This is a genomic window from Ruegeria sp. BHSA162, from assembly GCF_059613385.1.
This window is the reverse complement of the sequence record NZ_JBXWSK010000022.1, coordinates 21,830-46,597: the sequence shown is the minus strand read 5'-3', so window position 1 is coordinate 46,597 and position 24,768 is coordinate 21,830. Positions and strand designations below refer to the sequence as shown.

At 60.4% G+C, this 24,768-nt stretch carries 20 protein-coding genes; 15 read left to right on the top strand and 5 right to left on the bottom strand.

The annotated features are described in order from the left end of the window. Window positions 1-271: 271 nt before the first annotated feature. Entirely contained in the window at window positions 272-655 is a 384-nt protein-coding gene (locus AC2FM5_RS08885; RefSeq protein WP_170357603.1) for a VOC family protein, read from the top strand. A gap of 50 nt (window positions 656-705) precedes the next feature. Here AC2FM5_RS08885 and AC2FM5_RS08880 read toward each other — a convergent pair whose 3' ends face one another. Together AC2FM5_RS08880 and pyrH are read right to left on the bottom strand one after the other, a co-directional pair. Continuing rightward, window positions 706-2,292, bottom strand: coding sequence for a BCCT family transporter (locus AC2FM5_RS08880; protein ID WP_496735100.1), 1,587 nt, complete (start codon window positions 2,290-2,292; stop codon window positions 706-708). Between the two features lie 206 nt (window positions 2,293-2,498). Further along, window positions 2,499-3,251, bottom strand: a complete 753-nt coding sequence (gene pyrH / locus AC2FM5_RS08875; protein WP_170338945.1) for a UMP kinase — start codon at window positions 3,249-3,251, stop codon at window positions 2,499-2,501. A 98-nt stretch (window positions 3,252-3,349) separates the two neighbouring features. On the opposite strand from pyrH, the gene miaA reads away from it, so the two are divergent. The 5 genes from miaA (at window position 3,350) to AC2FM5_RS08850 (ending at window position 11,100) form a co-directional block, all read left to right on the top strand. Next, complete coding sequence (gene miaA, locus AC2FM5_RS08870; RefSeq protein ID WP_496735097.1) at window positions 3,350-4,246, top strand: tRNA (adenosine(37)-N6)-dimethylallyltransferase MiaA; 897 nt, start codon at window positions 3,350-3,352, stop codon at window positions 4,244-4,246. A 340-nt stretch (window positions 4,247-4,586) separates the two neighbouring features. After that, window positions 4,587-6,257: an ABC transporter substrate-binding protein gene (locus AC2FM5_RS08865; RefSeq protein WP_170419167.1), complete on the top strand. Its 1,671-nt coding sequence runs from the start codon at window positions 4,587-4,589 to the stop codon at window positions 6,255-6,257. A 137-nt stretch (window positions 6,258-6,394) separates the two neighbouring features. Next, window positions 6,395-7,441 carry an ABC transporter permease gene (locus tag AC2FM5_RS08860; RefSeq protein WP_170339518.1) on the top strand — a complete coding sequence of 349 codons (1,047 nt, stop codon included), beginning with the start codon at window positions 6,395-6,397 and terminating at the stop codon, window positions 7,439-7,441. 13 nt (window positions 7,442-7,454) lie between these two features. Beyond that, window positions 7,455-8,918 carry an ABC transporter permease gene (locus tag AC2FM5_RS08855; protein ID WP_170366979.1) on the top strand — a complete coding sequence of 488 codons (1,464 nt, stop codon included), beginning with the start codon at window positions 7,455-7,457 and terminating at the stop codon, window positions 8,916-8,918. Window positions 8,919-9,012: 94 nt separating this feature from the next. Then, window positions 9,013-11,100 (top strand): dipeptide ABC transporter ATP-binding protein, encoded by a 2,088-nt coding sequence (locus AC2FM5_RS08850; protein ID WP_496735094.1) that lies wholly within the window; start codon window positions 9,013-9,015, stop codon window positions 11,098-11,100. Between the two features lie 52 nt (window positions 11,101-11,152). On the opposite strand, the gene AC2FM5_RS08845 is transcribed toward AC2FM5_RS08850, so the two are convergent. Next, complete coding sequence (locus tag AC2FM5_RS08845) at window positions 11,153-11,731, bottom strand: lytic transglycosylase domain-containing protein (RefSeq protein ID WP_093961864.1); 579 nt, start codon at window positions 11,729-11,731, stop codon at window positions 11,153-11,155. Between the two features lie 204 nt (window positions 11,732-11,935). Here AC2FM5_RS08845 and ssb point away from each other — a divergent pair, with 204 nt between their 5' ends. Together ssb and AC2FM5_RS08835 are read left to right on the top strand one after the other, a co-directional pair. Continuing rightward, window positions 11,936-12,433 (top strand): single-stranded DNA-binding protein, encoded by a 498-nt coding sequence (ssb, locus tag AC2FM5_RS08840; RefSeq protein ID WP_170338954.1) that lies wholly within the window; start codon window positions 11,936-11,938, stop codon window positions 12,431-12,433. Window positions 12,434-12,451: 18 nt separating this feature from the next. Beyond that, window positions 12,452-13,522, top strand: a complete 1,071-nt coding sequence (locus AC2FM5_RS08835; protein ID WP_170433020.1) for a site-2 protease family protein — start codon at window positions 12,452-12,454, stop codon at window positions 13,520-13,522. Between the two features lie 9 nt (window positions 13,523-13,531). On the opposite strand, the gene aroB is transcribed toward AC2FM5_RS08835, so the two are convergent. Further along, the gene (aroB, locus tag AC2FM5_RS08830) at window positions 13,532-14,644 is read right to left on the bottom strand and encodes a 3-dehydroquinate synthase (protein ID WP_170461956.1); all 1,113 of its coding nucleotides are present in this window, start codon (window positions 14,642-14,644) and stop codon (window positions 13,532-13,534) included. Continuing rightward, window positions 14,645-15,232: a shikimate kinase gene (locus AC2FM5_RS08825; protein ID WP_496735090.1), complete on the bottom strand. Its 588-nt coding sequence runs from the start codon at window positions 15,230-15,232 to the stop codon at window positions 14,645-14,647. A 79-nt stretch (window positions 15,233-15,311) separates the two neighbouring features. Between AC2FM5_RS08825 and AC2FM5_RS08820 the strand changes: the two genes are divergently transcribed. The 7 genes from AC2FM5_RS08820 (at window position 15,312) to AC2FM5_RS08790 (ending at window position 24,638) form a co-directional block, all read left to right on the top strand. Then, window positions 15,312-15,461, top strand: coding sequence for a hypothetical protein (locus tag AC2FM5_RS08820; protein WP_170338962.1), 150 nt, complete (start codon window positions 15,312-15,314; stop codon window positions 15,459-15,461). Then, window positions 15,451-16,977 (top strand): hypothetical protein, encoded by a 1,527-nt coding sequence (locus tag AC2FM5_RS08815; protein ID WP_496735087.1) that lies wholly within the window; start codon window positions 15,451-15,453, stop codon window positions 16,975-16,977. Before AC2FM5_RS08820 ends, AC2FM5_RS08815 begins: the two co-directional genes overlap by 11 nt. Window positions 16,978-16,979: 2 nt before the next feature. Next, window positions 16,980-17,930, top strand: coding sequence for a site-specific tyrosine recombinase XerD (locus AC2FM5_RS08810; RefSeq protein ID WP_170442514.1), 951 nt, complete (start codon window positions 16,980-16,982; stop codon window positions 17,928-17,930). Between the two features lie 69 nt (window positions 17,931-17,999). After that, the gene (locus tag AC2FM5_RS08805) at window positions 18,000-19,307 is read left to right on the top strand and encodes an HlyC/CorC family transporter (protein ID WP_170339536.1); all 1,308 of its coding nucleotides are present in this window, start codon (window positions 18,000-18,002) and stop codon (window positions 19,305-19,307) included. A 94-nt stretch (window positions 19,308-19,401) separates the two neighbouring features. Continuing rightward, complete coding sequence (locus AC2FM5_RS08800; protein WP_496735084.1) at window positions 19,402-21,819, top strand: GcvT family protein; 2,418 nt, start codon at window positions 19,402-19,404, stop codon at window positions 21,817-21,819. A 32-nt stretch (window positions 21,820-21,851) separates the two neighbouring features. Further along, window positions 21,852-22,457, top strand: a complete 606-nt coding sequence (locus AC2FM5_RS08795) for a nucleotidyltransferase family protein (protein ID WP_170339538.1) — start codon at window positions 21,852-21,854, stop codon at window positions 22,455-22,457. Between the two features lie 744 nt (window positions 22,458-23,201). Then, window positions 23,202-24,638: a DegQ family serine endoprotease gene (locus AC2FM5_RS08790; protein WP_496735081.1), complete on the top strand. Its 1,437-nt coding sequence runs from the start codon at window positions 23,202-23,204 to the stop codon at window positions 24,636-24,638. Window positions 24,639-24,768: the final 130 nt, after the last annotated feature.

Genomic DNA, 24,768 nt, shown 5'->3' with positions numbered 1-24,768 from the left:
TCCAGAGTGCCCATCGCACAATCCTTCTGTTGTCATGCCCAATGTTCCGAAGTTCCGCCCGCGCATGACACCGGACAACTCCGATACATGGCAGGTCTTCCAGCCAGCCACGGGTATCGCCGCGGCAGTTCGGCAGCCCGCACGAGGATGACGGGACCAAACGCCGTCAGTTAGCCCGGCCGACCCCGCGCGGTCAAGCCGGGCGTCTGATGCCAGCTTCTGTCATCAGCACATGCCAAACTCACGGCACTCAAGACAAGAGAGGTTTCAGATGAGTTATCTTCCAAAGGATTTTCTGGTGTGGGGCGAACTGCCCGTTTCCGACTTGGACAAGGCGGTAGAATTCTATGTCCACGCCACAGGGGCAGAACTTGCGGTCGACACATCCGGCCCGAACCCCATGGCCATGTTCCGCCCCGCTGACCCGGCAACGGGCGTTGCCTTGCATCTGTATCCGGGAAAGCCAGCAAAAGATGGTACCGGCCCGACCCTTCATCTGGCCGCAAAGGGCACGGCTGAAGAGATCATGGCCAGGGTCAAGGTTGCCGGAGGTCAGGTTGTCTCGGATCCGATCCAAATCCCGGCCGGTCGGTTCTTCTATGCGGTCGATCCCGATGGCAATTCGGTCGGCTTCTTCGAAGGCAGTCCGAAATAAATGAAAGGCCCCGGTGATGTAACCGGGGCCCTCTGTCAGTGGCGGTACGCTCAGTTGCGTCGGCGTTCGTTCACCAGACCGATGAAGATGGACACGCACATCAAGACCAGCACGATCGCAAAGGGAAAGCCGGTGGCAATGGCCGCGGCCTGCAATGCGCCGAGCCCACCGCCCAGCAGCAGTACGACCGCGATGGCCCCTTCCAGCACGCACCAAAATACGCGCTGAGCCGTCGGAGCATCGGTCTTGCCGCCTGCCGTGATGGTGTCGATCACCAGCGAACCCGAATCCGAGCTTGTGACGAAGAACACAACCACCAGAACGATACCGACGAACGACAGCAGTCCAGCCATCGGGAAAGCCTCGAACATCTTGAACATCTTCAGTTCCAGCGCCGCATCGGACAGAGCCTGCCCATTGCCGGACATGACCTGATCCAGAGCAGCTCCGCCGAAAACGCTCATCCATAGGGCGCCGACAAGCGTCGGGATAAGGATGACACAGGTCACGAACTCGCGGATCGTTCGGCCGCGCGAGATACGTGCGATGAACATGCCGACGAACGGTGACCAGGAGATCCACCAAGCCCAGTAGAAGGTGGTCCAGCCCTGCATGAAGTTCGTGTCTTCGCGACCGATCCAATTGGACAGGCCCGGCAGCGCAACGACATATTCGATCATGCTTTCGAAGAAACCGGTCAGGATCACCATGGTCGGCCCCACGATCAGGACCAGCAACAAAAGCAGCGCCGCCAGCACCATGTTGGCCTCGGACAGGCGTTTGACCCCCTTGTCCAGTCCGGCGATCACCGAAATCAGGGCGAAGACCGTGATCAAGCCGATCAGCAGCACTTTCATCCCGTCCGTCACCGGAACATCAAACAGATAATTCAAACCCGCCAGCGCCTGTGTCGCCCCCAGGCCGAGCGAGGTCGCCAGACCGAAGATGGTCGCAAAGACCGCAAGCACATCGATGACATGCCCCAGCGGACCCCAAGTGGCCTCGCCGAACAGCGGGTAAAAGACCGAGCGCATCGTCAGGGGCAGCCCGCGATTGAAGCTGAAAAATGCCAAGGCCAGCGCAACGACCGCATAGATCGCCCAAGGGTGCATGCCCCAATGAAAGATCGTGGCTGCCATCGCCAGCTTCCGCGATGCGTCGGGATCCTCCAGCCCGGCGCCCAACGGTGCCCAGTCGGTGCGCAGGCCGTCCTCTCCCACGGCGACACCGCCAAGTGATGCGCCATAGTGCGAGATCGGCTCGGCCACGCCCCAGAAAACAAGCCCGATCCCCATGCCAGCGGCGAACAGCATCGAGAACCAACCCGCATAGCTGTAGTCCGGTTTCGCATCGTCGCCGCCCAACCTGATCTTGCCCAGCGGCGTCACGATCAACAGCAACGAAAACACGACGAAGATATTGGCCGAAAGCATGAATACCCAGTCGAACTGGTTGGTCAGCGCGGGGCGCAACCAGCCGAAGAAGTCGGCAGCCTGCTCGCGGAAAACCAACGAAAAGAAGACGAAGGCGATGATGGTCAGGCCAGACACGGCAAATACCGGGTTATGAATATCCAGCCCCATGATCTGGATATTGTCCTGGCCGACCTCGTAGTCGGCATCTGAATTGTCGGACATTCTCTCTCCTCTCATTTTAATGCGCTTTTGATCGGGGAAAGATCGTTTTTTCGGTCAGCCGCCAGAGACTTTCCGGCGGGCAAAAGCGACACGCATACCGGTCACACCGAGCATTTTCAGCAGACCGGACGGCGTTGGGTTACCTAACGTCCGAACCGAGTCGGGCGCCAGGCAAACTGATGTGGGCTGTTGAGTCGGGTCTTTGGCTAGCCTTGAACCTTGGTATAGGTTCCCTCGCCTGCCAGGATTCCGCGGAACCCGCCGGGCTCGTCCAGTCCGAATACGATCAGCGGCAGATTGTTGTCGCGCGCCAGAGCGATAGCCGAAGCATCCATGACCTTCAAACGCTTGGCGAGAACGTCGTCATAGGTCACCGAGTCATAGCGGACAGCGTCCGAATGTGCCTTGGGGTCCTTGTCGTAGACGCCGTCGACCCCGTTCTTGCCCATGAAGATGGCCTCGCAGGTCATTTCGTTGGCACGCAACGTCGCTGCGGTATCTGTGGTGAAGTACGGGTTGCCGGTTCCAGCCGCAAAGATGCAAACCCGTTTCTTTTCCAAGTGGCGCACAGCGCGGCGGCGAATATAGGGCTCGCACACCTCGTCCATGCGGATGGCCGAGATCACCCGGGTGAAGACACCCAGGCCCTCAAGCGCGGATTGCATGGCCAGCGCGTTCATCACGGTCGCCAACATGCCCATGTAGTCGGCCGTGGTCCGTTCCATCCCTTGGGCCGAACCGGACAGGCCGCGAAAGATATTCCCTCCGCCGATGACCATGCAGATCTCGACCCCGAGATCATGCACCGACTTCACCTCCTGCGCGATGCGCTGGACAGTCGGCGGATGCAGCCCGAATCCCTGATCCCCCATCAGCGCCTCACCCGAGATTTTCAACATGACGCGTTTGTATGTCGTTTTTGGGGTTTCGGCGGTTGTGTTGGTGGAAGAAAGGCTCATGTTGCGCTCCGGGCTGGCACGGGTTTGTTTTCCGGCGCAAAATGAAGCAAAACCACCGCGGGTTCAATGCGGATGGTCAAGGAACAGGGCAAACACTCATGGCTGAAAACACAGCGCGCAATTTGCTGAACAGTCTGCCGCCCATTCCCGACGATCTGCCGGTCCTTATCATGGGGCCGACCGCATCGGGCAAATCAGCCCTTGCGCTGGAGATTGCCGAACACGCGGGCGGGATCATCGTCAATGCCGATGCCAGCCAGGTTTATGACTGCTGGCGCATCATTTCTGCCCGACCCTCGATCGACGAAGAAGCTCGGGCTCCACACGCTCTCTATGGCCATGTCGCTTTTGATCAAGACTATTCGGCCGGCCACTGGCTGCGCGAGGTGCGGGCTATTTTGTCAGGGCCGCCGCGTCCGATCATCGTGGGCGGAACAGGTCTCTACTTTTCGACGCTGACGGAAGGTATGGCAGACATCCCGGCAACGCCGCCCGAGTTGCGCAAGACTGCGGACGCGATCCCCCTGCCCGAGCTTCTGGCCGGGATTGATCCAAGGACACGGGACCGGATCGACACGCGCAACCGCGCCCGTTTGCAACGGGCCTGGGAGGTCGAGCAAGCCACGGGTCGGACCCTGGCGGATTGGCAGGACGACACGCCGCCACCGCTGCTGCCCCTGGATCAAGCGTTTCCGATCGTCGTGACGCCCGAGCGAGACTGGCTGATCACGCGCATCAATTCGCGCTTTGACCAGATGTTGCAGGCGGGTGCCCTGGACGAAGTTGCGGCGATGCGCGACAGATACGACCCGAACCTGCCCTCGTGCAAGGCCATCGGAGTACCTGAATTGATGGCCCATATCGAGGGGCGAATGACCTTGGCGGACGCCCGCGAAAGAGCAACGATTGCGACACGCCAGTACGCCAAACGCCAGCGCACGTGGTGCCGTGCCCGGATGAAGCAATGGCACAACGTCGATCCGAGCCAAGGCTGAGTGAATCACTGACATCGCACCAAAACTTCGTCCGAAGTCATTTATTTTCAGTCACATAAGGGGTTTTAAGCCAAAACCCGTCGGAAAAGGGAATCACAAGTTCCAGAATCAGACTTGCCGATAGCAGCCCCGGCGACCGCGGCTCAGGTTTCTCTGCAAATGTCGTTTTTGTGCACTTGATGACGATTTCGAACATTGACCTAAATTGGAATCTGGTGCCGAATGAACCCATGGGGATGCACAGAATTCAAAAAACTACATCCAAAATGACCTTGCTCGGCGCTGTCTGGCTTCGACGGGGACCAACAAATACCCATAATAATCTCACAGGGAGACATCCATGAAAACCAAGACATTGACCGGAGCCCCGATGCACTGGGCCGCCGAAATGCACGCCCAGGAATATCGGGACGGCAAGCTGAGCCGCCGCGAGTTTCTGACGCGCACGACCAGCCTTGGTGTCACTGCCGCGGCCGCATACGGCATGGTCGGCCTGACCGCACCCGCCAAGGCCGCGGGCGAAGACGCCAAGAAAGAAGGTGGCACCCTGCGCGTTCAGCAGGAAGTTCGCGCGCTGAAGGATCCGCGCACCTATGACTGGTCGCAGATCGCCAACGTCACTCGAGGCACGCTGGAATACCTGGTCGAGTACAACTCGGACGGCACATTCCGCGGCATGCTGCTGGAGGGCTGGGAAGTCAACGACGATGCGACCGTCTACACGCTGAAGGTGCGTCAGGGCGTCAAGTGGAACAACGGTGACGATTTCACCGCCGAAGACGTGGCACGCAACATCGCGCGCTGGTGCGACAAGAGCTCGGAAACGAACTCGATGGCAGGCCGTTTTGCCACGCTGGTCGACGCAGATACCGGCCAGGCAATAGAAGGCGCGATCGAGGTTGTGGACTCGCACACCGTCAAGCTGAACCTGCCGAACTCGGACATCTCGTTGATCCCGGGCATGGCAGACTATCCGGCCGCGATCATCCACAGCTCGTTCAGCGAAACGGACCTGACAAACAACGTGGGCACCGGCCCCTACCTGATCGAAGAGCTGGAAGTGGGTGTGAAAGCCGCGCTTGTACGCAACGAAAACCACACCTGGTGGGGCGAAGCCGTATTCGGTCGTCCGGCCCTGGATCGCATTGAGTACATCGACTACGGCACCGATCCGTCGGCATGGCTGGCGGCTCTGGAATCGGACGAAGTCGACATGCTGTATGAATCGGTTGGTGAATTCATCGACGTGATGGACAGCTTGGGCTACGTGAAGTCCGAGGTTGTCACGATGAACACCATCGTGATCCGCCCGAACCAGCTTGCGGAAGTGGACGGCAAGAAGGTCTATGCCGACAAACGTGTGCGTCAGGCGCTGCAGATGGCCGTGGACAACTCGGTCTGCCTCGAGCTTGGCTACGGTGGTCGCGGCTCGCCTGCGGAAAACCACCACGTCGGTCCGATCCACCCGGATTACTACGAACTGCCGCCGCAGAAAGTTGACCCGGAAGGCGCGCGCAAGCTGATGGAAGAGGCCGGTATGGCCGATTTCGAGCACGAGTTGATCTCGATCGACGACGACTGGCGCCGCAACACCACCGATGCCGTGGCAGCCCAGCTGCGCGACGCCGGCATCAAGGTCAAGCGGACTGTTCTGCCCGGCAACACCTTCTGGAACGACTGGGCGAAATACCCGTTCAGCTCGACCAACTGGAACCACCGTCCGCTTGGCGTTCAGATCTGGGCACTGGCCTACCGCACCGGCGAGGCCTGGAACGAGTTCGGCTGGTCCAATGCCGAGTTTGATGCCCTGCTGACCGAAGCTCTGGCCATTGCCGATGCCGACAAGCGCCGCGAAATCGTGGCCAAGGGCGAAGCAATGATCCAGGAAGAAGGCGTAACCATCCAACCCTATTGGCGGTCGCTGTACCGTCACATGAAGGACGGTCTGGTCGGAACCGACATGCATGTGTCGTTCGAACACCATCACTACAAATGGGGTTGGGCGGCCTGATCCCGACCTGAACCTTTCAAGGGGCGCCCGAATGCGGGCGCCCCTTTCCAGCCGCAGACACACCGACGCGGGGTCGGACGTCCGAGGCCAGAAAATGGTCCACTGATCTGCGGAGAACCCGAACAACAGGGGCCAACATGGGACTCTTCATCCTTCGACGATTGGGCGTGATGCTGTTGACGGCACTCTGCCTGACCTTCGTGGTCTTCTTCCTGACCAACCTCTATCCAAACCTGGAAAAACTGGCCAAGACGCAGGGCAACCAGCGTATGTCCGATGAGCAGGTCGTCACCTGGCTTGAGAACCGCGGATACATGCAGCCCACGCTGGTCAAATACGGTCAATGGCTGGGGGTGGTGCCCGGTTTCACCAACACGCTACCGGATGGTCAGTTCGTGGGAAGTTGCACTCGTCCCGGCTCTACTCCGGAAACGACACCGCGCTATTGCGGCATTCTTCAGGGCGACTGGGGCTATTCCACCGTCTTCAAGGACGAGGTCGGAACGATCGTCAGCAAGCGGCTGGGCAACACCGGCTACCTGATGTTCTGGGTGCTGGTGCTGATGATCCCGACCGCCCTATTGGTTGGCGTGCTGGCCGGCATGCGCGAGGGGTCTGCGTTGGACCGGTCCCTGTCCACGTTTTCGATCATCACGACGGCCACGCCGGAATACGTGTCGGGCGTGATCTTCATCGCTATCTTCACCTCGTCAACCGTGGGTCTGAAATGGTTCAAGGGCACGGCCACACAGGCCATGGAAAACCCGACTTTCGAGAATTTCTTCCTGCCGGTCCTGACAATTGCCCTTTACGGCATGGGCTACATTGCGCGGATGACCCGAGCCTCGATGACCGAGGTGATGACCGCGCAATACATTCGGACCGCGCGCCTGAAAGGTGTGTCCTTCGGGAATATCGTTCTGAAGCACGCCCTGCGCAACGCGCTGATCGCGCCCTTCACGGTCATCATGCTGCAGTTCCCTTGGTTGCTGAACGGCGTCGTGATCGTCGAGACCCTGTTCAACTACAAAGGTTTTGGCTGGGCGCTGGTGCAGGCCGCGGGGAACAACGACATCCAGCTTCTGCTGGCGATCTCGGTCGTGTCGGTCTTCGTGGTGCTCGTGACGCAGCTGATCTCGGATATCGGCTATGTCTACCTCAACCCGCGCATCCGAATTTCATAAGGGAGGATAGACCATGGAACCTCTGAGCTGGACTGGCTCTATCGCCTTTCTGAACCCGATCATGATGATCGCCCTGGCTGCGCTGGTCGTATCCGTCGTTGTCTGGATCCTGGCAAGCATTCTGCTGCCCGAGACGCAAGTCAGCGTGAATGCGGATGGCACCGTCAGTTCGGGCGGCGGCCTCAGGAACCTGACGCAATCCGCGCTGTGGTATTCTTTCCTGGCCAGCATCGCGACGGTGGTCGCCTACCTGCTGCTGGGAATATTCCTGGGCACTGGGGCCGGGATTATCGGCGCGATCTCGCAGCAATTTCTGCCGGTCTGGCTGTCGCTGATCATTCTTTTCGCGATGTCGGTTGCCTTCAAACGGCGCCTTGGCCTGTACGGCAAGCTTTTCGACAGCCCGATCGGCATGATCGGTTTTGGACTGGTCATGTTCTGGGTTTTCACCGGCATCTTCGGGGCTTTGGACCTTATCGTGACACATGATCCTTTGGTCCAGGTTTCCGGCATGAAGAACAAGGTGCCTGGCACCCCCCTGCCCAATGCCGAGGACGGTGAGTTCGCCTGGTATCTGCTGGGCGGCGACAACCTTGCCCGCGACGTATTCAGCCGCATGGTCAAGGGGGCGTGGATCGTCGTACAGATTGCTCCGCTGGCCACGATGTTTGCCTTCATGGTCGGGATCACGCTGGGCTTGCCCGCCGGGTATTATGGCGGGCGGCTGGACACGTTTCTGTCGTTCCTCGCCAATCTGATCCTGGCGTTCCCGGTCATCCTGCTGTTCTACCTGCTGGTCACACCGGAAATCGTCGCGACCGGCGTGCCGAACTATATGGCCGCAGTCCTGTTCGTGTTCCCGATCCTCTTCATCGGTGTCCTTCTGAATTCGCGCTACTACACCCGGCCGAAATTCCGTACGCCGCTGCTGATCGGCGTCTTGGGTATCGCGATCTGGCTGTACCTGTCGCTGATCTCGACCGGGGGATACGTCATCCGCACGGACGACTACAGCATCTGGGGTCTGCCGACCTATCTGGATCTGTTCGACATTCCTGGTGGCATCCTGGTCGTGTTCGTTTCGGTTGTCTTCGTCAACTCGCCCACGGTGTTCCGCATCGTGCGCGGCTTGGCCATGGACATCAAGACACGCGATTACGTGGCCGCGGCGCAGACGCGCGGCGAAGGCCCCTGGTACATCATGCTTTGGGAAATCCTGCCCAACGCCCGCGGGCCGCTGATCGTCGATTTCTGCCTGCGCATCGGCTACACGACCATCCTCTTGGGGACCTTGGGGTTCTTTGGACTGGGCCTGCCGCCGGAAAGCCCGGATTGGGGGTCCACGATCAACGAAGGACGCAAGCTGCTGTCGATCTACCTGCACCCTGCACTGCCGCCGGCACTGGCGCTGTTGTCACTGGTTCTGGGATTGAACCTGCTGGCGGATGGCCTGCGAGAAGAAAGCCTGAAGGACTGATGTGAAAGCGGCCGGGGGACTGCCCCCGGCCCCCACCAGGATATTTTTAGCCAGATGAAGGGGATCCCCCGAGTGCTGGCGAGGAGCAAGCAAGATGAACAAACTGGCGGATTACGACGGGCCGATCCTCGAAATCGACAAGCTCTCGATTTCGTTCTTTACCCGCTTGCGGGAAATACCGGCCGTGATGGATTTTTCGGTCAGTGTGCAGCCCGGCGAGGCTGTCGGGCTGGTCGGTGAATCCGGCTGCGGCAAGTCGACGGTCGCCTTGGGTGTCATGCAGGACCTTGGCAAGAATGGTCGGATCGTTGGCGGCTCGATCAAATTCAAGGGCCGTGACCTTAGCGAGATGAACAAGGAAGAACTTCGGGACATTCGCGGCAATGAGATCGCGATGATCTATCAAGAGCCGATGGCTTCTTTGAACCCCGCGATGAAGATCGGCAAACAGCTGATGGAAGTGCCGATGATCCACGAAGGGGTCAGCAAAGAAGAGGCCTATGCCCGCGCTCTGGAAGTGGTGACGGATGTGCGCCTGCCGGACCCCGAGCGGATGCTGAACAGCTTTCCGCATCAGCTGTCCGGTGGCCAGCAGCAGCGCATCGTGATCGCGATGGCCCTGATGTCCAAGCCGTCCCTTCTGATCCTGGACGAACCGACAACCGCGCTGGACGTGACGGTCGAGGCCGCCGTGGTGGAACTGGTCAAGGATCTGGGCAAGAAATACGGCACCTCGATGCTGTTCATTTCGCACAATCTGGGCCTGGTTCTAGAGACCTGTGACCGCTTGTGCGTGATGTATTCCGGCGAGGCGGTCGAACGTGGCTCGATCCACGATGTCTTTGATGAGATGCAGCATCCCTACACTCAGGCGCTGTTCCGCTCGATCCCCCTGCCCGGCGCGGACAAGAATTCGCGCCCGCTGGTTGCAATCCCCGGCAACTTCCCGTTGCCGCACGAACGCCCACCCGGCTGCAATTTCGGCCCGCGATGTGACTATTTCGAGGAAGGGCGCTGTGACGCGCAGGACATTCAGATGTTCCCGGTCCCCGGCAATGACCGCCACCATACGCGTTGCTTGAAGTTCCAGGAAATCGACTGGAATGCGCCCATCACGGTTGCAGAGCAAAAAGAAAAAGCGCCGATCGGCAAGACCGTTCTGAAGATGGATAACCTCAAGAAATACTACGAGGTGGCCGCAAACGCTCTGTTCGGTGGGGGCGAGAAGAAGGTGGTCAAGGCCAACGAAACCCTCAGCTTCGACGCACATGAATCGGAAACGCTGGCCATCGTTGGCGAGTCCGGCTGCGGCAAATCCACGTTTGCCAAGGTTCTCATGGGGTTGGAGACGGCGACCGACGGGCAGATCCTGCTGGACAACCGCAATATCGAGCATTTGCCGATCGAAGAACGGGATGCCAAGACCGTCGGCGAAGTTCAGATGGTCTTTCAAAATCCGTTCGATACGCTGAACCCGTCGATGACGGTCGGACGTCAGATCATCCGCGCGCTGGAAATCTTCGGCGTCGGAAACTCGGAGGCCGAACGCAAGCAACGGATGCTCGAGTTGCTGGACCTTGTGAAGCTGCCGCGCGCGTTTGCCGACCGTATGCCGCGCCAACTGTCAGGCGGCCAGAAACAGCGCGTCGGGATAGCCCGTGCCTTTGCAGGGGACGCCCGGATCGTCGTCGCGGACGAGCCGGTCTCGGCATTGGATGTGTCGGTGCAGGCAGCCGTGACCGATCTGTTGATGGAGATCCAGCGCGAACACAAGACGACACTGCTGTTCATCAGCCACGACCTGTCGATCGTGCGCTACCTCAGCGACCGCGTCATGGTGATGTATCTGGGCCACGTGGTCGAACTGGGCACGACCGATCAAGTCTTCTCGCCGCCCTATCACCCCTATACCGAGGCGCTGCTGAGCGCGGTTCCCATCGCCGATACCTCGGTCGAAAAGAAACACATCGTCCTTGAGGGCGACATTCCTTCGGCGATGAACCCGCCGCCCGGATGTCCGTTCCAAACCCGGTGCCGGTGGAAGTCCGAGGTTGCGGGCGGATTGTGCGAAAAAGAGGTTCCGCCGGTCCAGACGCTGGCTGACGGACACCAGGTCAAGTGTCATCTGTCCACCGAAACACTGGCGAAGATGGAGCCGGTTATCAAAATAGCGGCTGAGTGATCGCCCAAAGAAAAACCGGCCTTGGGCCGGTTTTTTTTGAGCAGCTATTGTATCAGCCGCCCCAGATGACTTTGACGTAATTCTGCGTCTCGGCATAGGGCGGCACGCCCCCATGCTTTTCCACCGCTTGCGGGCCGGCGTTGTAAGCTGCCAGCGCGAGGCGCCAGGACTTGAATTTGCGGTATTGCCACGAAAGATACCGCGCACCGCCTTCAAGGTTTTGCTTCGGGTCATGCGGGTTCACGTTCAGCAGCCTGGCGGTTTGGGGCATCAGCTGCGCGAGGCCCAAAGCGCCCTTGTGCGACTTGGCGTGAGGGTTCCAACCGCTTTCCTGTTGAACCAGACGCAGGAACAGTTCTTCCGGGACGTTGTGCTTGCGCGCTGCCTGGCGCGCCATGGCAAGGTATTCACCACGGTACTTGCCGGAATAGCGCTTTTTGAAACTGCCGTCCGGCGTTTTCGGTTTCAGCCGTTCAGAGTCGCGATACTGGCTGGCGGCCCGCGTGTCCAGAATCTTGGCCTGCTTCAAAAAGATATCTTTGCGATTCTTGGTCGACAGCACATCTGCGCTCAGCGGCGTCGACGCCAGAACGAGGCATGCAATTGAAAAACCACTTAACAGACAACGCATTCAAGCAATCCCGCTCGTTCAGCAATCATTCGGATTATAGGTATTTCAGGCAGAAATGAAAGCTTGGTTAAGGAAACACTGATTTTCCGGGTGGCATTCCGGGCATCAACCGTGTTCCAACCCGGGCGCAGGACGTATAGGGTTTCAGGTGAACTCAGCGTCAGATTCGGGCGCCATCAAGCTAGTCAAAAAACGGGGAAATCCATGGCAGGTTCAGTCAACAAAGTCATTCTGGTCGGCAATCTCGGGCGCGATCCCGAAGTGCGGTCGTTTCAGAACGGTGGCAAGGTCTGCAACCTACGGATCGCGACCTCGGAGAACTGGAAAGACCGCAATACCGGTGAACGCCGCGAACGGACCGAGTGGCACACAGTCGCTATTTTTTCCGAACCGCTCGTCCGCATCGCCGAGCAGTATTTGCGCAAAGGGTCAAAGGTCTACATCGAAGGCCAACTGGAAACGCGCAAGTGGCAGGATCAGTCCGGACAGGATCGCTATTCCACCGAAGTCGTTCTGCGCCCTTACCGCGGTGAACTGACCCTGTTGGACAGTCGCAATGAGGGCGGCGGATACGGTGGCGGCCAAAGCAGCGGTTACGGAGGAGGCCAGGACAGCGGCGGATACTCCGAGCCCTACGCCGCACAGTCCAGCGCACCGGCACCGGCATCAGGCGGCATCGACGACGACGAAATCCCGTTCTAATCTCCAGCGAGGCACGTCATGACATGGTCCTTCGCCGTCGGCCGATTGCTCGGATCGGAACTGAGGGTCCATGTCACCTTCTTCCTGCTGCTGGCCTGGGTCGGCTTTGCCGCCTACTCTGACGGTGGGTGGCCAGCAGCCATCGACAACATCGTTTTTGTTCTGGCGTTGTTTGCCTGCGTGGTTGCCCATGAGTTCGGTCATGCGCTGATGGCCCGCAGGTATGGCATTCGCACTCCTGACATCACTCTGCTGCCCATCGGCGGCTTGGCCCGCCTCGAGAGGATGCCGGAAAAGCCGATGCAAGAAGTTGCCGTCGCATTGGCTGGCCCAGCGGTCAACGTCGTCATCTGGGGCATACTTGTCCTTCTGGGTGCGGGAATGCAGGTTGAAACGCTGGCGCAAATCGACTCGACCCGCGTCGACCTGCTGAGCCGGCTGGCCTACGTCAATCTGTTCCTCGCGGTGTTCAACCTGATCCCCGCGTTTCCGATGGACGGCGGCCGCGTGTTCCGCGCCCTGCTCTGCCTGAAGATGGACAGGGTCAGGGCCACACGGGCCGCCGCCTTTGCTGGCCAGGCCGTGGCCGTCGGGTTCGGGTTTCTGGGGCTCAGCACCGGTAACCCGATCCTGGTTCTGATCGCGGTTTTCGTCTTCATCGCAGCAAATGCAGAAAGTCAGGATGTAGCAATACGCTCGGTGGCGCGCCGCGTGCTGGCTCGCGACGCGATGATTACCGAATTCCACGCGCTGACCCCCCAAGACACGTTGGCAACGGCGGCCCAGGCCGTGATCCAAACAACTCAGCACGAGTTCCCGGTTTTGGGCGCAGACGGGCAGCTGTTGGGCTTTGTGACCCGCAATCGGCTGTTTGCCGCGCTAGCCGGCGATCACCCCCGGTCGGAACCCGCGACCTCGGTCATGGAAGAGCAAATCCCCCGGGTGGCCCTGACCAGTGGGCTCGAAGCCGTTCTGGATGGTCTCCATGGTGGCGCACCGGCCGTGGCGGTCTGCACCAAGACCGGTCAGATGGTCGGATACATCACCCGCGAAAACATTGGCGAATTGATGGTGATACGGGGCCGCTGACTCCGCTTATCAGCACGTTGCCAATGCATCCTGCAGAACGGACAGAACGGCATCGCGTGGCACGTCCGACGTGACGAAGGCCTGCCCGATCCCACGCGCCAGGATGAAACGCAGCTGGCCGTCAACGACCTTCTTGTCCTGAGCCATAAGCTCGACCAGATCTTCGGCGCTCGGCAGATCACCCGGAATATCAGACAGATCGGTCTTCATGCCCATCGCCTTCAGGTGAGCGCGGACGCGGCTTGGGTCTTCCTGGGAACACAGACCCATGCGGGCCGACAGTTCGAACGCCAGGGCACAGCCAATGGCAACACCCTCGCCATGCAGCAGCCGGTCGGAATAGCCCGTCGCCGCCTCAAGCGCGTGGCAGAACGTATGCCCGAGGTTCAACAGCGCCCGGTCGCCTTGTTCGGTCTCGTCACGGGCCACGATGTCGGCCTTCATCTGAACCGAACGGGTGACGGCCTGAACCCGGGTCGCCATGTCCCCGGCCGACAGCGCGGGGCCGTTGCGCTCCAACCATTCGAAGAAATCAGCATCCCCCAAAAGGCCATATTTTACGACTTCACCGTATCCCGCCAGAAAATCACGCGCCGTCAGCGTGCCAAGCACTGAGGTGTCAGCCAGAACCAACGAAGGTTGATGAAACGCACCGATCAAGTTTTTGCCTTGCGGAGCATTAATACCGGTTTTTCCCCCCACGGAACTGTCGACCTGCGCCAGAAGCGAGGTTGGGATCTGCACAAAGCGCACACCGCGACGCAGCACTGCGGCGGCAAAGCCCCCCAGATCTCCGATCACTCCACCGCCGAAGGCTACGACGATATCGCGCCGTTCGATCTTTTCGGCCAGCAGCCATTCGACGGCGCGCTCGAAATGCGGCCAGCTTTTGGTCGCCTCACCTGCGGGCAGAGCCAATGCGGTCATTTCCACCCCGGCGGACGCCAGGCCGCTGCGCAAAGCATCCAAATGCAAACCGGCCACGGTTTCATCGGTCAGAACCGCTACACGCGGACGGTGCAGCATGGGTTTGATCCGCGCACCGGCCTGAGCCAACAGGTCCGGCCCGATTTCCACGTCATAGGACCGCTCGGCCAGATCAACGTTAACTGTCTGATGCATCTATTTGACTTCCAATACATCCGGGCGCGTCATCAGCTTTTCCAGAACCCGGTCAACCATATCCTCGATCGCGGTGTCGCCGTCCGAATTCACCACCAGATCAGCCTGTGCGTACAACGGCACGCGGGCCTCGTACAGGTCACGCAGCGTTGCATACGGATCAGGCGTACGCAGCAAGGGTCGCGTGTCTTTGTGGCGCACCCGGTTCCACAACACATCCAGATCCGCGCACAGCCATACGGAAACCCCACGGTCCGAGATCATCGTCCGGTTTTCTTCGCTCAGAAAAGCGCCACCGCCGGTCGACAGGATACCCTTTTTCTCGTCCAGCAGACGGCCGATTATCTGGCTTTCTTTGGCGCGAAAGAACGGCTCGCCGTCCCGTTCAAAGATCTCGGGGATGGTCATGTTGGCAGCCGATTCGATCTCGCTGTCACTGTCGAGGAATGGAACACCAAGGCGCGCGGCCAGAGCGCGCCCCACGGCCGTCTTGCCAGCGCCCATCATGCCGACCAAAACCACCGTTTTGTGCAGGTCAAAGACCTGCCGTTGTCCGGCCGGCGCCACGTTATGCTTAATTTCGCTCATTTCCCTGTGAATGACGTGATCTTGGGAAAAATGCCAGTTATAACTTGGCCAAAATCGAAAATTGAGGCAGCGTTGAGCCATGGGCCGTCTGATCAAATTCCTGTTGTACCTAATTTGCCTGCTTTTCATCGGCTTGGTGGCCTATGCGTATCTTGGCCCATTCTTCGGCGCCGACTTCTCGGCCCCGCAAAGCGAAATCAGCGAACCGGTAATTCTGGATGTCAACTAGGGCCGTTTTGCTGGCGCTTGCACTGACCGGCCAAGCCGCCGCACAAACCGAACAGCCGCTATCCGCGATCGACTGGCTGGAGACGGCCCCTGACCTGTTGCCGGGGACCGTATTGCTCGAGCCGCCGGTTACCGATACGGGCCTGCAGCCCGACATCCAGGTGTCTCCGCTCGAGGCGCTGTCGCCGCCGTTGGGATTGGTGGATGGGTCCGCGACCGGGCTGCCGGTTGATCTGTGGCTGCCCAGCGATCCGGCCCGGCTGGCCGAACTCATCGCGCGCGTGCCGGTCAAATCGAACCCGGCCATGCAGCGGCTGTTGTTCACACTTTTGCTGACCGAGGCCCGCGCGCCGGCAAATTCCAATGAGCCAGACGAGCTCCTTCTGGCGCGACTGGATCGCCTGATGCAGCTGGGTGCCGCCGATCCGACGCAATCCTTGGTGCAGCTAGCCGGCCCCACCGATACGCCTGAGCGGTTCAAACGATGGTTTGACGCAACTCTATTGACCGGCGACGAAGACCGCAGCTGCACTGCGCTGATCGCGCAACCGCATTTGTCGCGGGATTATTCCGCGCAGGTCTTCTGCAAGGCTCGCAGAGGTGACTGGGCTTCGGCCGCACTGACACTCGAAGCGGCGCATGCGCTCGAATTACTGCCGCCCGAGCAACTCGATCTGCTGGATCGCTTCCTAAGCCCAGAGATGTTCGAAGGCGCCGCCTATTTGCCGCAGCCCGAAGACCCTGACCCGCTGACGTTTCGCCTGTTCGAAGCGATCGGCGAGCGACTTCCGACCGCCTCGTTGCCGCGATCCTTTGCCAATGCCGACCTGCGCGATGTTGCCGGTTGGAAGGCCCAGATCGAAGCGGCCGAGCGTCTGACCCGCATCGGCGCGCTTACGCCGAACCATCTGCTGGGCCTCTATACCGAGCGCGCGCCTGCGGCTTCGGGCGCGGTCTGGGATCGCGTCTCGGCTGTTCAGCGTTTCGAAACGGCGCTGGAGACCGGAAGCCCCGAGGCAATATCCAAGACCCTGCCGAAAGTTTGGGCAGAAATGGGTTCGGTCGGGCTCGAAGTGCCCTTTGCCGAACTGTTCGCCGAGCGCCTGATGCCGATCAAGTTGCCCGACCCGACCACCGAGAATCTGCGCTGGCGCATCCTGCTGTTGTCCGAGTTGTACGAGGATGCCGCACGATCTGTCCCCGACGGACCCGAGGCCAATGCCTTTCTGGCTGCTTTGGCATCGGGCCAACCCGAGCGTTCGAACTCGCCCTCACCGATGGCTGACGCCATTGCCGAAGGGTTTGCATGGTCGGCACCGATCCCGTCCGATATCCGCGCGATGTTGGAAGCAAACCGTCTGGGTGAGGCAATTCTTGAGGCCATGCAGATGTTCGCGCATGGCGCGCGCGGCAATCTGGTTGACCTGACTGCGGCCATCGCGGTGTTCCGGCATGTCGGCCTGGAAGACACGGCGCGCCGTGCCGCCTTGCAGTTGCTTGTTCTGAAGGGGGCCTGACAGTGTCCGCTCCGGCGACACAAGACTTGTGGATTTCCGCGTTTCTCGAGGCGCAGGCCGCAGAACTTGGGGCGGCAACCAACACTTTGCTGGCCTATGGGCGAGACTTGAAGGACTTTGCCGCGTGGCTCGGTCGGCGAAATGCCGAGTTCGAAGCCGCCGACCAGGATATGATCGAGGCCTACCTGATTGACTGTGACGCACAAGGCCTTTCGCGCGCGACCCGCGCCCGCCGCCTCTCTGCCATCAAGCAATTGTACCGTTTCGCGTTTGAAGAAGGCTGGCGCTCGACCAATCCGGCCATCCAGATCAAAGGCCCGGGACGCCAGAAAAGACTGCCCAAGACGCTGGACGTGGCCGAAGTCGACCGCCTGCTTGAGGCCGCCAGGCAAACAGGGCGCAGTACGGCAGACAAGCTGCGCAACACCTGCCTGATGGAAATTCTGTATGCGACCGGGATGCGTGTGACCGAACTTGTTTCCCTGCCGGTATCATCCGCCCGGGGCGACCCACGCATGCTGCTGGTTCTCGGCAAAGGCGGAAAAGAGCGCATGGTGCCCTTGTCACCGCCTGCGCGCGATGCTTTGGCGGCATGGCTGACGATCCGGGACGAAGCCGAAGATGCAGCCGCCGCCAACGGAGGCCAGCGGTCCCGGTTCCTGTTTCCTTCGCGCGGAAAATCAGGGCACCTGACCCGACACCGGTTCTTTGCACTGATAAAGGAACTGGCCGTGCAAGGTGGTGTATCTCCTGACAAAGTCACGCCACACACGCTGCGCCATGCCTTTGCGACGCATCTTTTGGCCAATGGGGCCGATTTGCGTTCGATCCAGACCCTGCTTGGTCACGCCGACGTCGCGACGACAGAAATCTATACGCATGTCCTGGACGAGCGCCTGTCGGAACTGGTGTTGCAGCATCACCCGCTTGCCAAGGATGACGGTCGAGACTAGGGCCAAACCCTTGATCGCGCGCATCTGCGCCCCCATAACCATTGCATCAACAATACCTGAAACGGACCGATGGACTCTGACCCTTCTCTTCTCGATGGCGCCTTCTGGCTGACTACGGCCTCAATTCTGCTTCTGCTGGTACTCTCCGGCTTCTTCTCGGGGTCTGAAACAGCGCTGACGGCGTCTTCGCGGGGTAAACTGCGGGCGCAAGCCGACAAAGGATCGCGCGGCGCGCAAAAGGCGCTGGAGATCACTGATGACAACGAACGTCTGATCGGCTCGGTCCTGCTGGGGAACAACCTCGTCAACATCCTTGCAGCCTCGCTGGCCACGGCGTTGTTCACCCGACTTTTCGGAGAAAGCGGCGTGGCACTGGCCACCTTGGTCATGACCCTGCTTGTTCTGGTCTTTGCTGAGGTACTGCCCAAAACCTACGCGATTACCAATGCCGAAAAGGCCGCCGCGGCGGTCGCCCCGGTGATCGGTGTCGTCGTTACGGTGTTTTCGCCGGTGGTGGCTGCCGTTCGCCTGCTGGTGCGCGGTGTACTGCGCCTGTTCGGGGTTCAGATCGACCCCGACAGCAACATCCTTGCCGTACGCGAGGAGATCGCCGGTGCTCTGCAACTGGGCCATTCCGAGGGGGTCGTCGAAAAAGAGGACCGCGACCGCATCCTGGGCGCGCTTGACCTCGGCGACCGCACGGTAGAGGAAATCATGCTGCACCGCTCGAATATCGAGATGATCGACGCGGACGCAGACCCTGAATCGATCCTGAAACAATGCCTCGAAAGCCGTCACACGCGCCTGCCGGTGTTCCGTGGCCAGCCCGAAAACATCGTGGGCGTCGTGCACGCCAAGGATCTGTTCCGTGCCATGTACGCAAAGGCAGGCGGTAGCGATGGCGGGGCGGAAAGACTGAAGTCATTTGACATCCTCAAGGTAGCAAATGACCCCTATTTCGTACCGGAGACCACCACGCTGGACGATCAGATGCGGGAATTTCTGCGCATGCACAGCCATTTTGCGCTGGTGGTAGATGAATACGGCTCGCTGCGCGGGTTGATCACGCTCGAGGACATCCTCGAAGAAATCGTCGGCGAGATTGCCGACGAATTCGACGTGGACGAAGATGTGACGGTTACGCGAACCGAAGACGGTCAGTATCTGGTCGAAGGCTCGATGACCATCCGCGACCTGAACCGTGCGATGGACTGGTCCCTGCCCGATGACGAAGCCAACACCATTGCCGGGCTGGTCATCCACGAAGCGCAGATGATTCCGACCGTCGGTCAGGTGTTCTCGTTCCACGGATTCCGGTTCGAGGTCGTCGAACGCGAGGGCAACCGGATTACCTGGTTGAAGGTGCGGCCGCTCTGACGGACGGCCGGCGGAAACGACAAACTCGGTCGTTTTCGTGACAGATACCGGCGCGGCACCCCTGCACCTTCGGGCCAGACGCAAGGAGGTGCGGATGAAAACCACGTGTCAGGTTGCCGTGATCGGCGGTGGAGTTGTCGGGTGTTCGGTGCTGTATCACCTGACCAAGCTGGGCTGGTCGGATGTGATGCTGCTGGAACGGTCGGAACTGACCAGCGGATCGACCTGGCACGCGGCGGGCGGGTTCCACACGCTGAACGGCGACACCAACATGGCCGCGCTGCAGGGCTATACCATCAGGCTGTACAAGGAACTGGAAGAGATCACCGGCATGTCCTGTGGGCTGCACCATGTGGGCGGCATCACGCTGGCCGACAACCAGGACCGGTTCGACATGCTGCTGGCCGAACGCGCCAAGCATCGCTTCATGGGGTTGGAAACCGAAATCGTGGGCCCCGACGAGATCAAGAAGATCGCCCCCATCACCAACACCGACGGCATCATCGGCGCGCTCTATGATCCGCTGGACGGGCACCTTGATCCCTCGGGCACGACCCACGCCTATGCCAAGGCCGCACGGATGGGCGGGGCCACGATCGAGACCCACTGCATGGTGCGCGAGACCAACCAGCGCCCCGACGGCACTTGGGACGTGGTCACCGACAAGGGCACCATCCACGCCGAGCATATCGTCAACGCCGGCGGCCTCTGGGCGCGCGAGGTGGGCGCGATGGCGGGCATCTACTTCCCGCTGCACCCGATGGAGCATCAATACCTCGTCACCGACAACATCCCCGAAATCGAGGCGATCATCGACGCGGGCGGCGAGCATCCGCACGTCATGGACCCGGCCGGGGAAAGCTATCTGCGGCAAGAGGGGCGCGGGTTGTGCATCGGCTTCTACGAACAGCCTTGCAAGCCCTGGGCCGTGGATGGCACCCCGTGGGAGTTCGGGCACGAGCTGCTGCCCGACGATTTCGACAAGATCACCGACAGTATCGAATTTGCCTATCGTCGCTTCCCGGTTCTGGCCGAGGCCGGTGTGAAATCAGTGATCCACGGCCCTTTCACCTTTGCGCCCGACGGCAACCCGCTGGTCGGGCCGGTGCCGGGCGTGCGCAACTACTGGTCGGCCTGCGGCGTGATGGCCGGGTTCAGCCAGGGCGGCGGCGTCGGTCTGACGCTGGCGCAATGGATGATCGAGGGCGAGCCCGAGCGCGACGTCTTTGCCATGGACGTGGCCCGGTTCGGCGATTGGATCACCCCCGGCTATACCCGCCCCAAGGTGATCGAGAACTATCAGAAGCGTTTCTCAGTCGCCTACCCCAACGAGGAACTGCCCGCCGCGCGGCCCAACCGCACCACGCCGATGTATGACATCTTCAGCGATCTGGGTGCGGTCTGGGGCCAGCAATACGGGCTGGAAGTGCCGAACTATTTCGCGCAAGAGGGCGAGCCGGGTTATGAAACCCCGTCCTTCCGCCGCTCGGACGCCTTCGAGGCAACGGGCCGCGAGGTGCGCGCCGTGCGCGAGGGCGTCGGCATCAACGAGGTGCACAATTTCGGCAAATACCTTGCCACCGGTCCGCGCGCCCGCGACTGGCTGGACCGGATCATGGCCGGGCGCATCCCCAAGCCGGGCCGCCTGTCGCTGACCCCGATGCTGTCGCCCAAGGGCAAGCTGATCGGGGATTTCACCGTGTCCTGCCTGGGCGAGGAGGAGTTCCAGCTCACCGCCTCCTACGGCGCACAAAACTTCCACATGCGCTGGTTCCTGCAGCATCAACAAGACGGCGTAACCGTCGAGAATATCAGCGACAAACGCAACGGTTTCCAGATTGCAGGCCCCAAGGCCCGCGAGGTTCTGGCCGCCTGCACCCGCACCGATATCAGCGACATGCGCTTCATGGACGTACGCCGCATGGTCGTGGGCATGACCGACTGCATCGTGCAGCGGGTCAGCTATACCGGCGATCTGGGGTTCGAGATCTACTGCGATCCGATGGCGCAGCGCCAGCTGTGGTGGACCCTGTGGCAGGCCGGGCAACCGCACGGCATGGTGCCGTTCGGCATGCGCGCGATGATGAGCCTGCGGCTCGACAAGTTCTTCGGCTCGTGGATGCGCGAGTTCTCGCCCGACTACACAGCCGCTGAAACCGGGCTGAACCGCTTCATCTCGTTCTCCAAGAACGTCGATTTCATCGGGCGCGCCGTCGCCGAGGCCGAGCGGGCTGAAGGAACAGCCCGCAAGCTTGTGGCTTTTGAGGTCGAAGCCGAGGACGCGGATGTGAACGCCTACGAACCCATCTGGCATGACGGCGCAGTGGTTGGGTTTTGTACATCCGGCGGGTATTCGCATTTCGCGCAGAAATCAGTTGCCATGGGCTTCCTCCCAACGGGACTGGCGGCCGACAGCTTGGCGGTCGAAATTGAAATCCTGGGCCAGATGCGCAAAGCCCGTGTGCTGACCAGTCCACTATTTGACCCCGACGGTGCGCGTATGCGGGGGTGACAGCCGTTCCGGTTGGCGGCAAGGTGGCCGCCATGAAGGATATCCCTGTCATCTTGCTGGCCGCCGGAAGTTCTCGCCGTATGGGCGGAGTGGACAAACTGATGCAAATTGTCGACGGTCAACCGCTGATCCGACGCTCGGCTGAAACCGCACGAGCTGTCGGGCCGGTCATCGTCGCCCTGCCGCCGGCGCCTCACCCGCGATACACCGCCCTGAGCGGGATGGACTTGGAGGTCGTTTCAGTTCCCGATGCGGATGAAGGCATGAATGCCAGTTTGCGCAGGGCCGTCGCGCAGCTGCCGGTATCAGCCCGGGCAGCGATGATCCTGCTGACCGATCTGCCAGAGCTGACATCAGACGATCTGCGCGCGGTCCTCCGGTCGGTCACCGAACATCCTGACAAGCTGATCTGGCGCGGAGCGTCTTCGGACGGCGTACCAGGCCATCCTGTGATCTTCGACCGAAGTCTCCTTGCTGATCTGGCGCATTTGACCGGAGATGGCGGCGCACAAGCCATCGTACGCGCGCATCTGGACCAGGTGCACCTACAGCCTTTGCCGGGTCAGAACGCTATTCTGGATCTGGATACGCCCCAAGCGTGGGCCGAATGGCGCAAAAAGCAAAGATCCCAAAAGTAACGCGGCCCGGTCGAGAACGACCGGGCCGGTTGCCCAAAACAGGACTACCACTTTCACCAATCCCGAAAACGCGGCCCGGATGTCGTCAAGACATCGGACCAATGTGCTGCCGAACCGAAACAAGACCCCCTCGTTAACATGCCGCTCAGCGCTTCCGGTGACTGAGATCTGCCTTCAAGCACCCCCTTGATGCTGTCAGGCCCCCCTTTCACTTGGGCACGTTCATCGTCACCGATAAGTTCAGTGCAAACAACGTAAAATTGGTTGAATCGGTTAATTTTACCGGATTCGTAATGGTATTTCCGCAACAACGCGCGTCACGGAAATCTACCCAAGGTTGTACGTTCGCTTTGCCATTGCTGACCCACGACAAGAAATTTTTAGCGCTAAACGATCAATATGACATTTTTGCAAAGACCTATTAGACAAATACCGCCTTCTGAAAGGGCGGTGGCGCAACCTGTGAGTGTCCGTGAAAATTCGGTCAAAAACCGCCGCTGGACTGTTAACAAATTTGATTCAATTCAATGCTTTTGCGAATTTGACCCTCATTTCGGCAACAATCCACCGATTCGACCGGCAACTCCCACGGCCGATTCCCGGGATTGCGAGCGCTACCAGACGCCTGCAATGTGGCAAAATTAAGATTTATTAATTGATCAGTCAGAAAACGCAAAGACTGGCGGCTCATGTTCCCTGCAAAGCGCACATCAACAAGCGCCGAACCAAGGAGACCTAGTCAACATGAGCATCCGCAAATCCCCCCTTATTCTTCCTCGCACCTCAGGGCTGTTTGGCGCCACCGCGCTGAGCGCGGCGTTGCTGGCCGCGACCGCCATTCCGTCGCAGGCCGACGTAGCCCTGGCGGATCTGGTCGAAACCGTTTCACCGTCCGTGGTAACCGTCATTGCCTCGATCGACGCGGCCCCGTCGCCAGCGAGCGGCCAGGAGTTTGATTTCGAAGGCCAGCCTTTTGGTGAGTTCTTCAAGCGTTTCGGGATTCCCGAAGGCTTTGACGCCCCGCGCCGTGGTCCCAGTCAGGGCCTTGGGTCCGGGTTCGTACTGGATGAAGATGGCTATATCATCACAAACCACCACGTCGTCGACAAAGCCAGCAAGATCACCGTGCGCCTGAACGATGATCGCTCGTACGAGGCTGAAGTCGTGGGGACCGATCCCCTGACCGATATCGCGCTGCTCAAGATCGAGGCGGATGAGGCGCTTCAGCCGGTCCCGCTGGGGGATAGCGACGACATCCGCGTGGGCGAAGACGTGGTCGCCATCGGCAACCCCTTCGGCCTGAGCTCGACCGTCACGACCGGCATCGTTTCCGCCAAGGGACGCAATATCTCGGAAGGCCCCTACGCTGAATTCATTCAGACCGATGCGGCCATCAACAAAGGCAACTCGGGCGGTCCCCTGTTCAACATGGACGGCGAAGTCGTTGGGGTGAACTCGGCCATCTATTCGCCCAGTGGAGGTTCGGTCGGACTGGGCTTTGCCGTGACTTCGAACATCGTCGAGCACATCGCTGCGGACCTGCGTGACGATGGCCAAGTCAGCCGCGGGTGGCTGGGTGTCTCGATCCAGAACATCAGCCCCGAGCTGGCCGCAGCGATGGGTGTCGATGGCACTGTCGGCGCACTGGTGTCCGAGGTTCTGCCGGACAGCCCCGCTCAGGGCGTGCTGCAACAGGGCGACGTGATCATCGCCTTCAATGGCGAACAGGTCGACTCGAGCAGTGAACTGCCGGTGCTCGTTGGCACCACGGCCGTCGGAACCGACAGCAAGGTTACCGTCCTGCGCAATGGCAAGGAAGAGACCCTGAACGTCACGATCGGGCAGCATTCGGCCCAGATGGCGGCAAACGCGGAACCGACCGATGACGCGGTGGCGGGCAAGACGCTGGGTGTCACCGTAGCACCGCTGTCCGAAGCGACTCGTGCGCAGATCGGAGTTCCCGAGAACGTGCACGGCGTGGTCGTCACTTCGCTCAAGCCGGACAGCCCGGCGGCCAAGGCCGGTCTGCGGCAGGGCGACGTGATCGTGAAGCTGGGCAACCAGGATGTGGAAACACCCGAGGCGCTCAAATCCGCGCTCGAAGATCAGAAGACCGATCCGGCGCTGATGCTGATCAACCGCGGCGGCAATCAGATCTTCGTCGCCGTCGAGATCGCCTGACCTGCGTCCCGCGCGCACCGCATGATGGGGATATCCGGTGCGCGCATCTCCTGGCGGACACGATTTGTCCACGTGCTGTCGGGATTGCCGGGTGCGGATTTCGCACCCGGCAGTTTTTTTACCTGTCCAT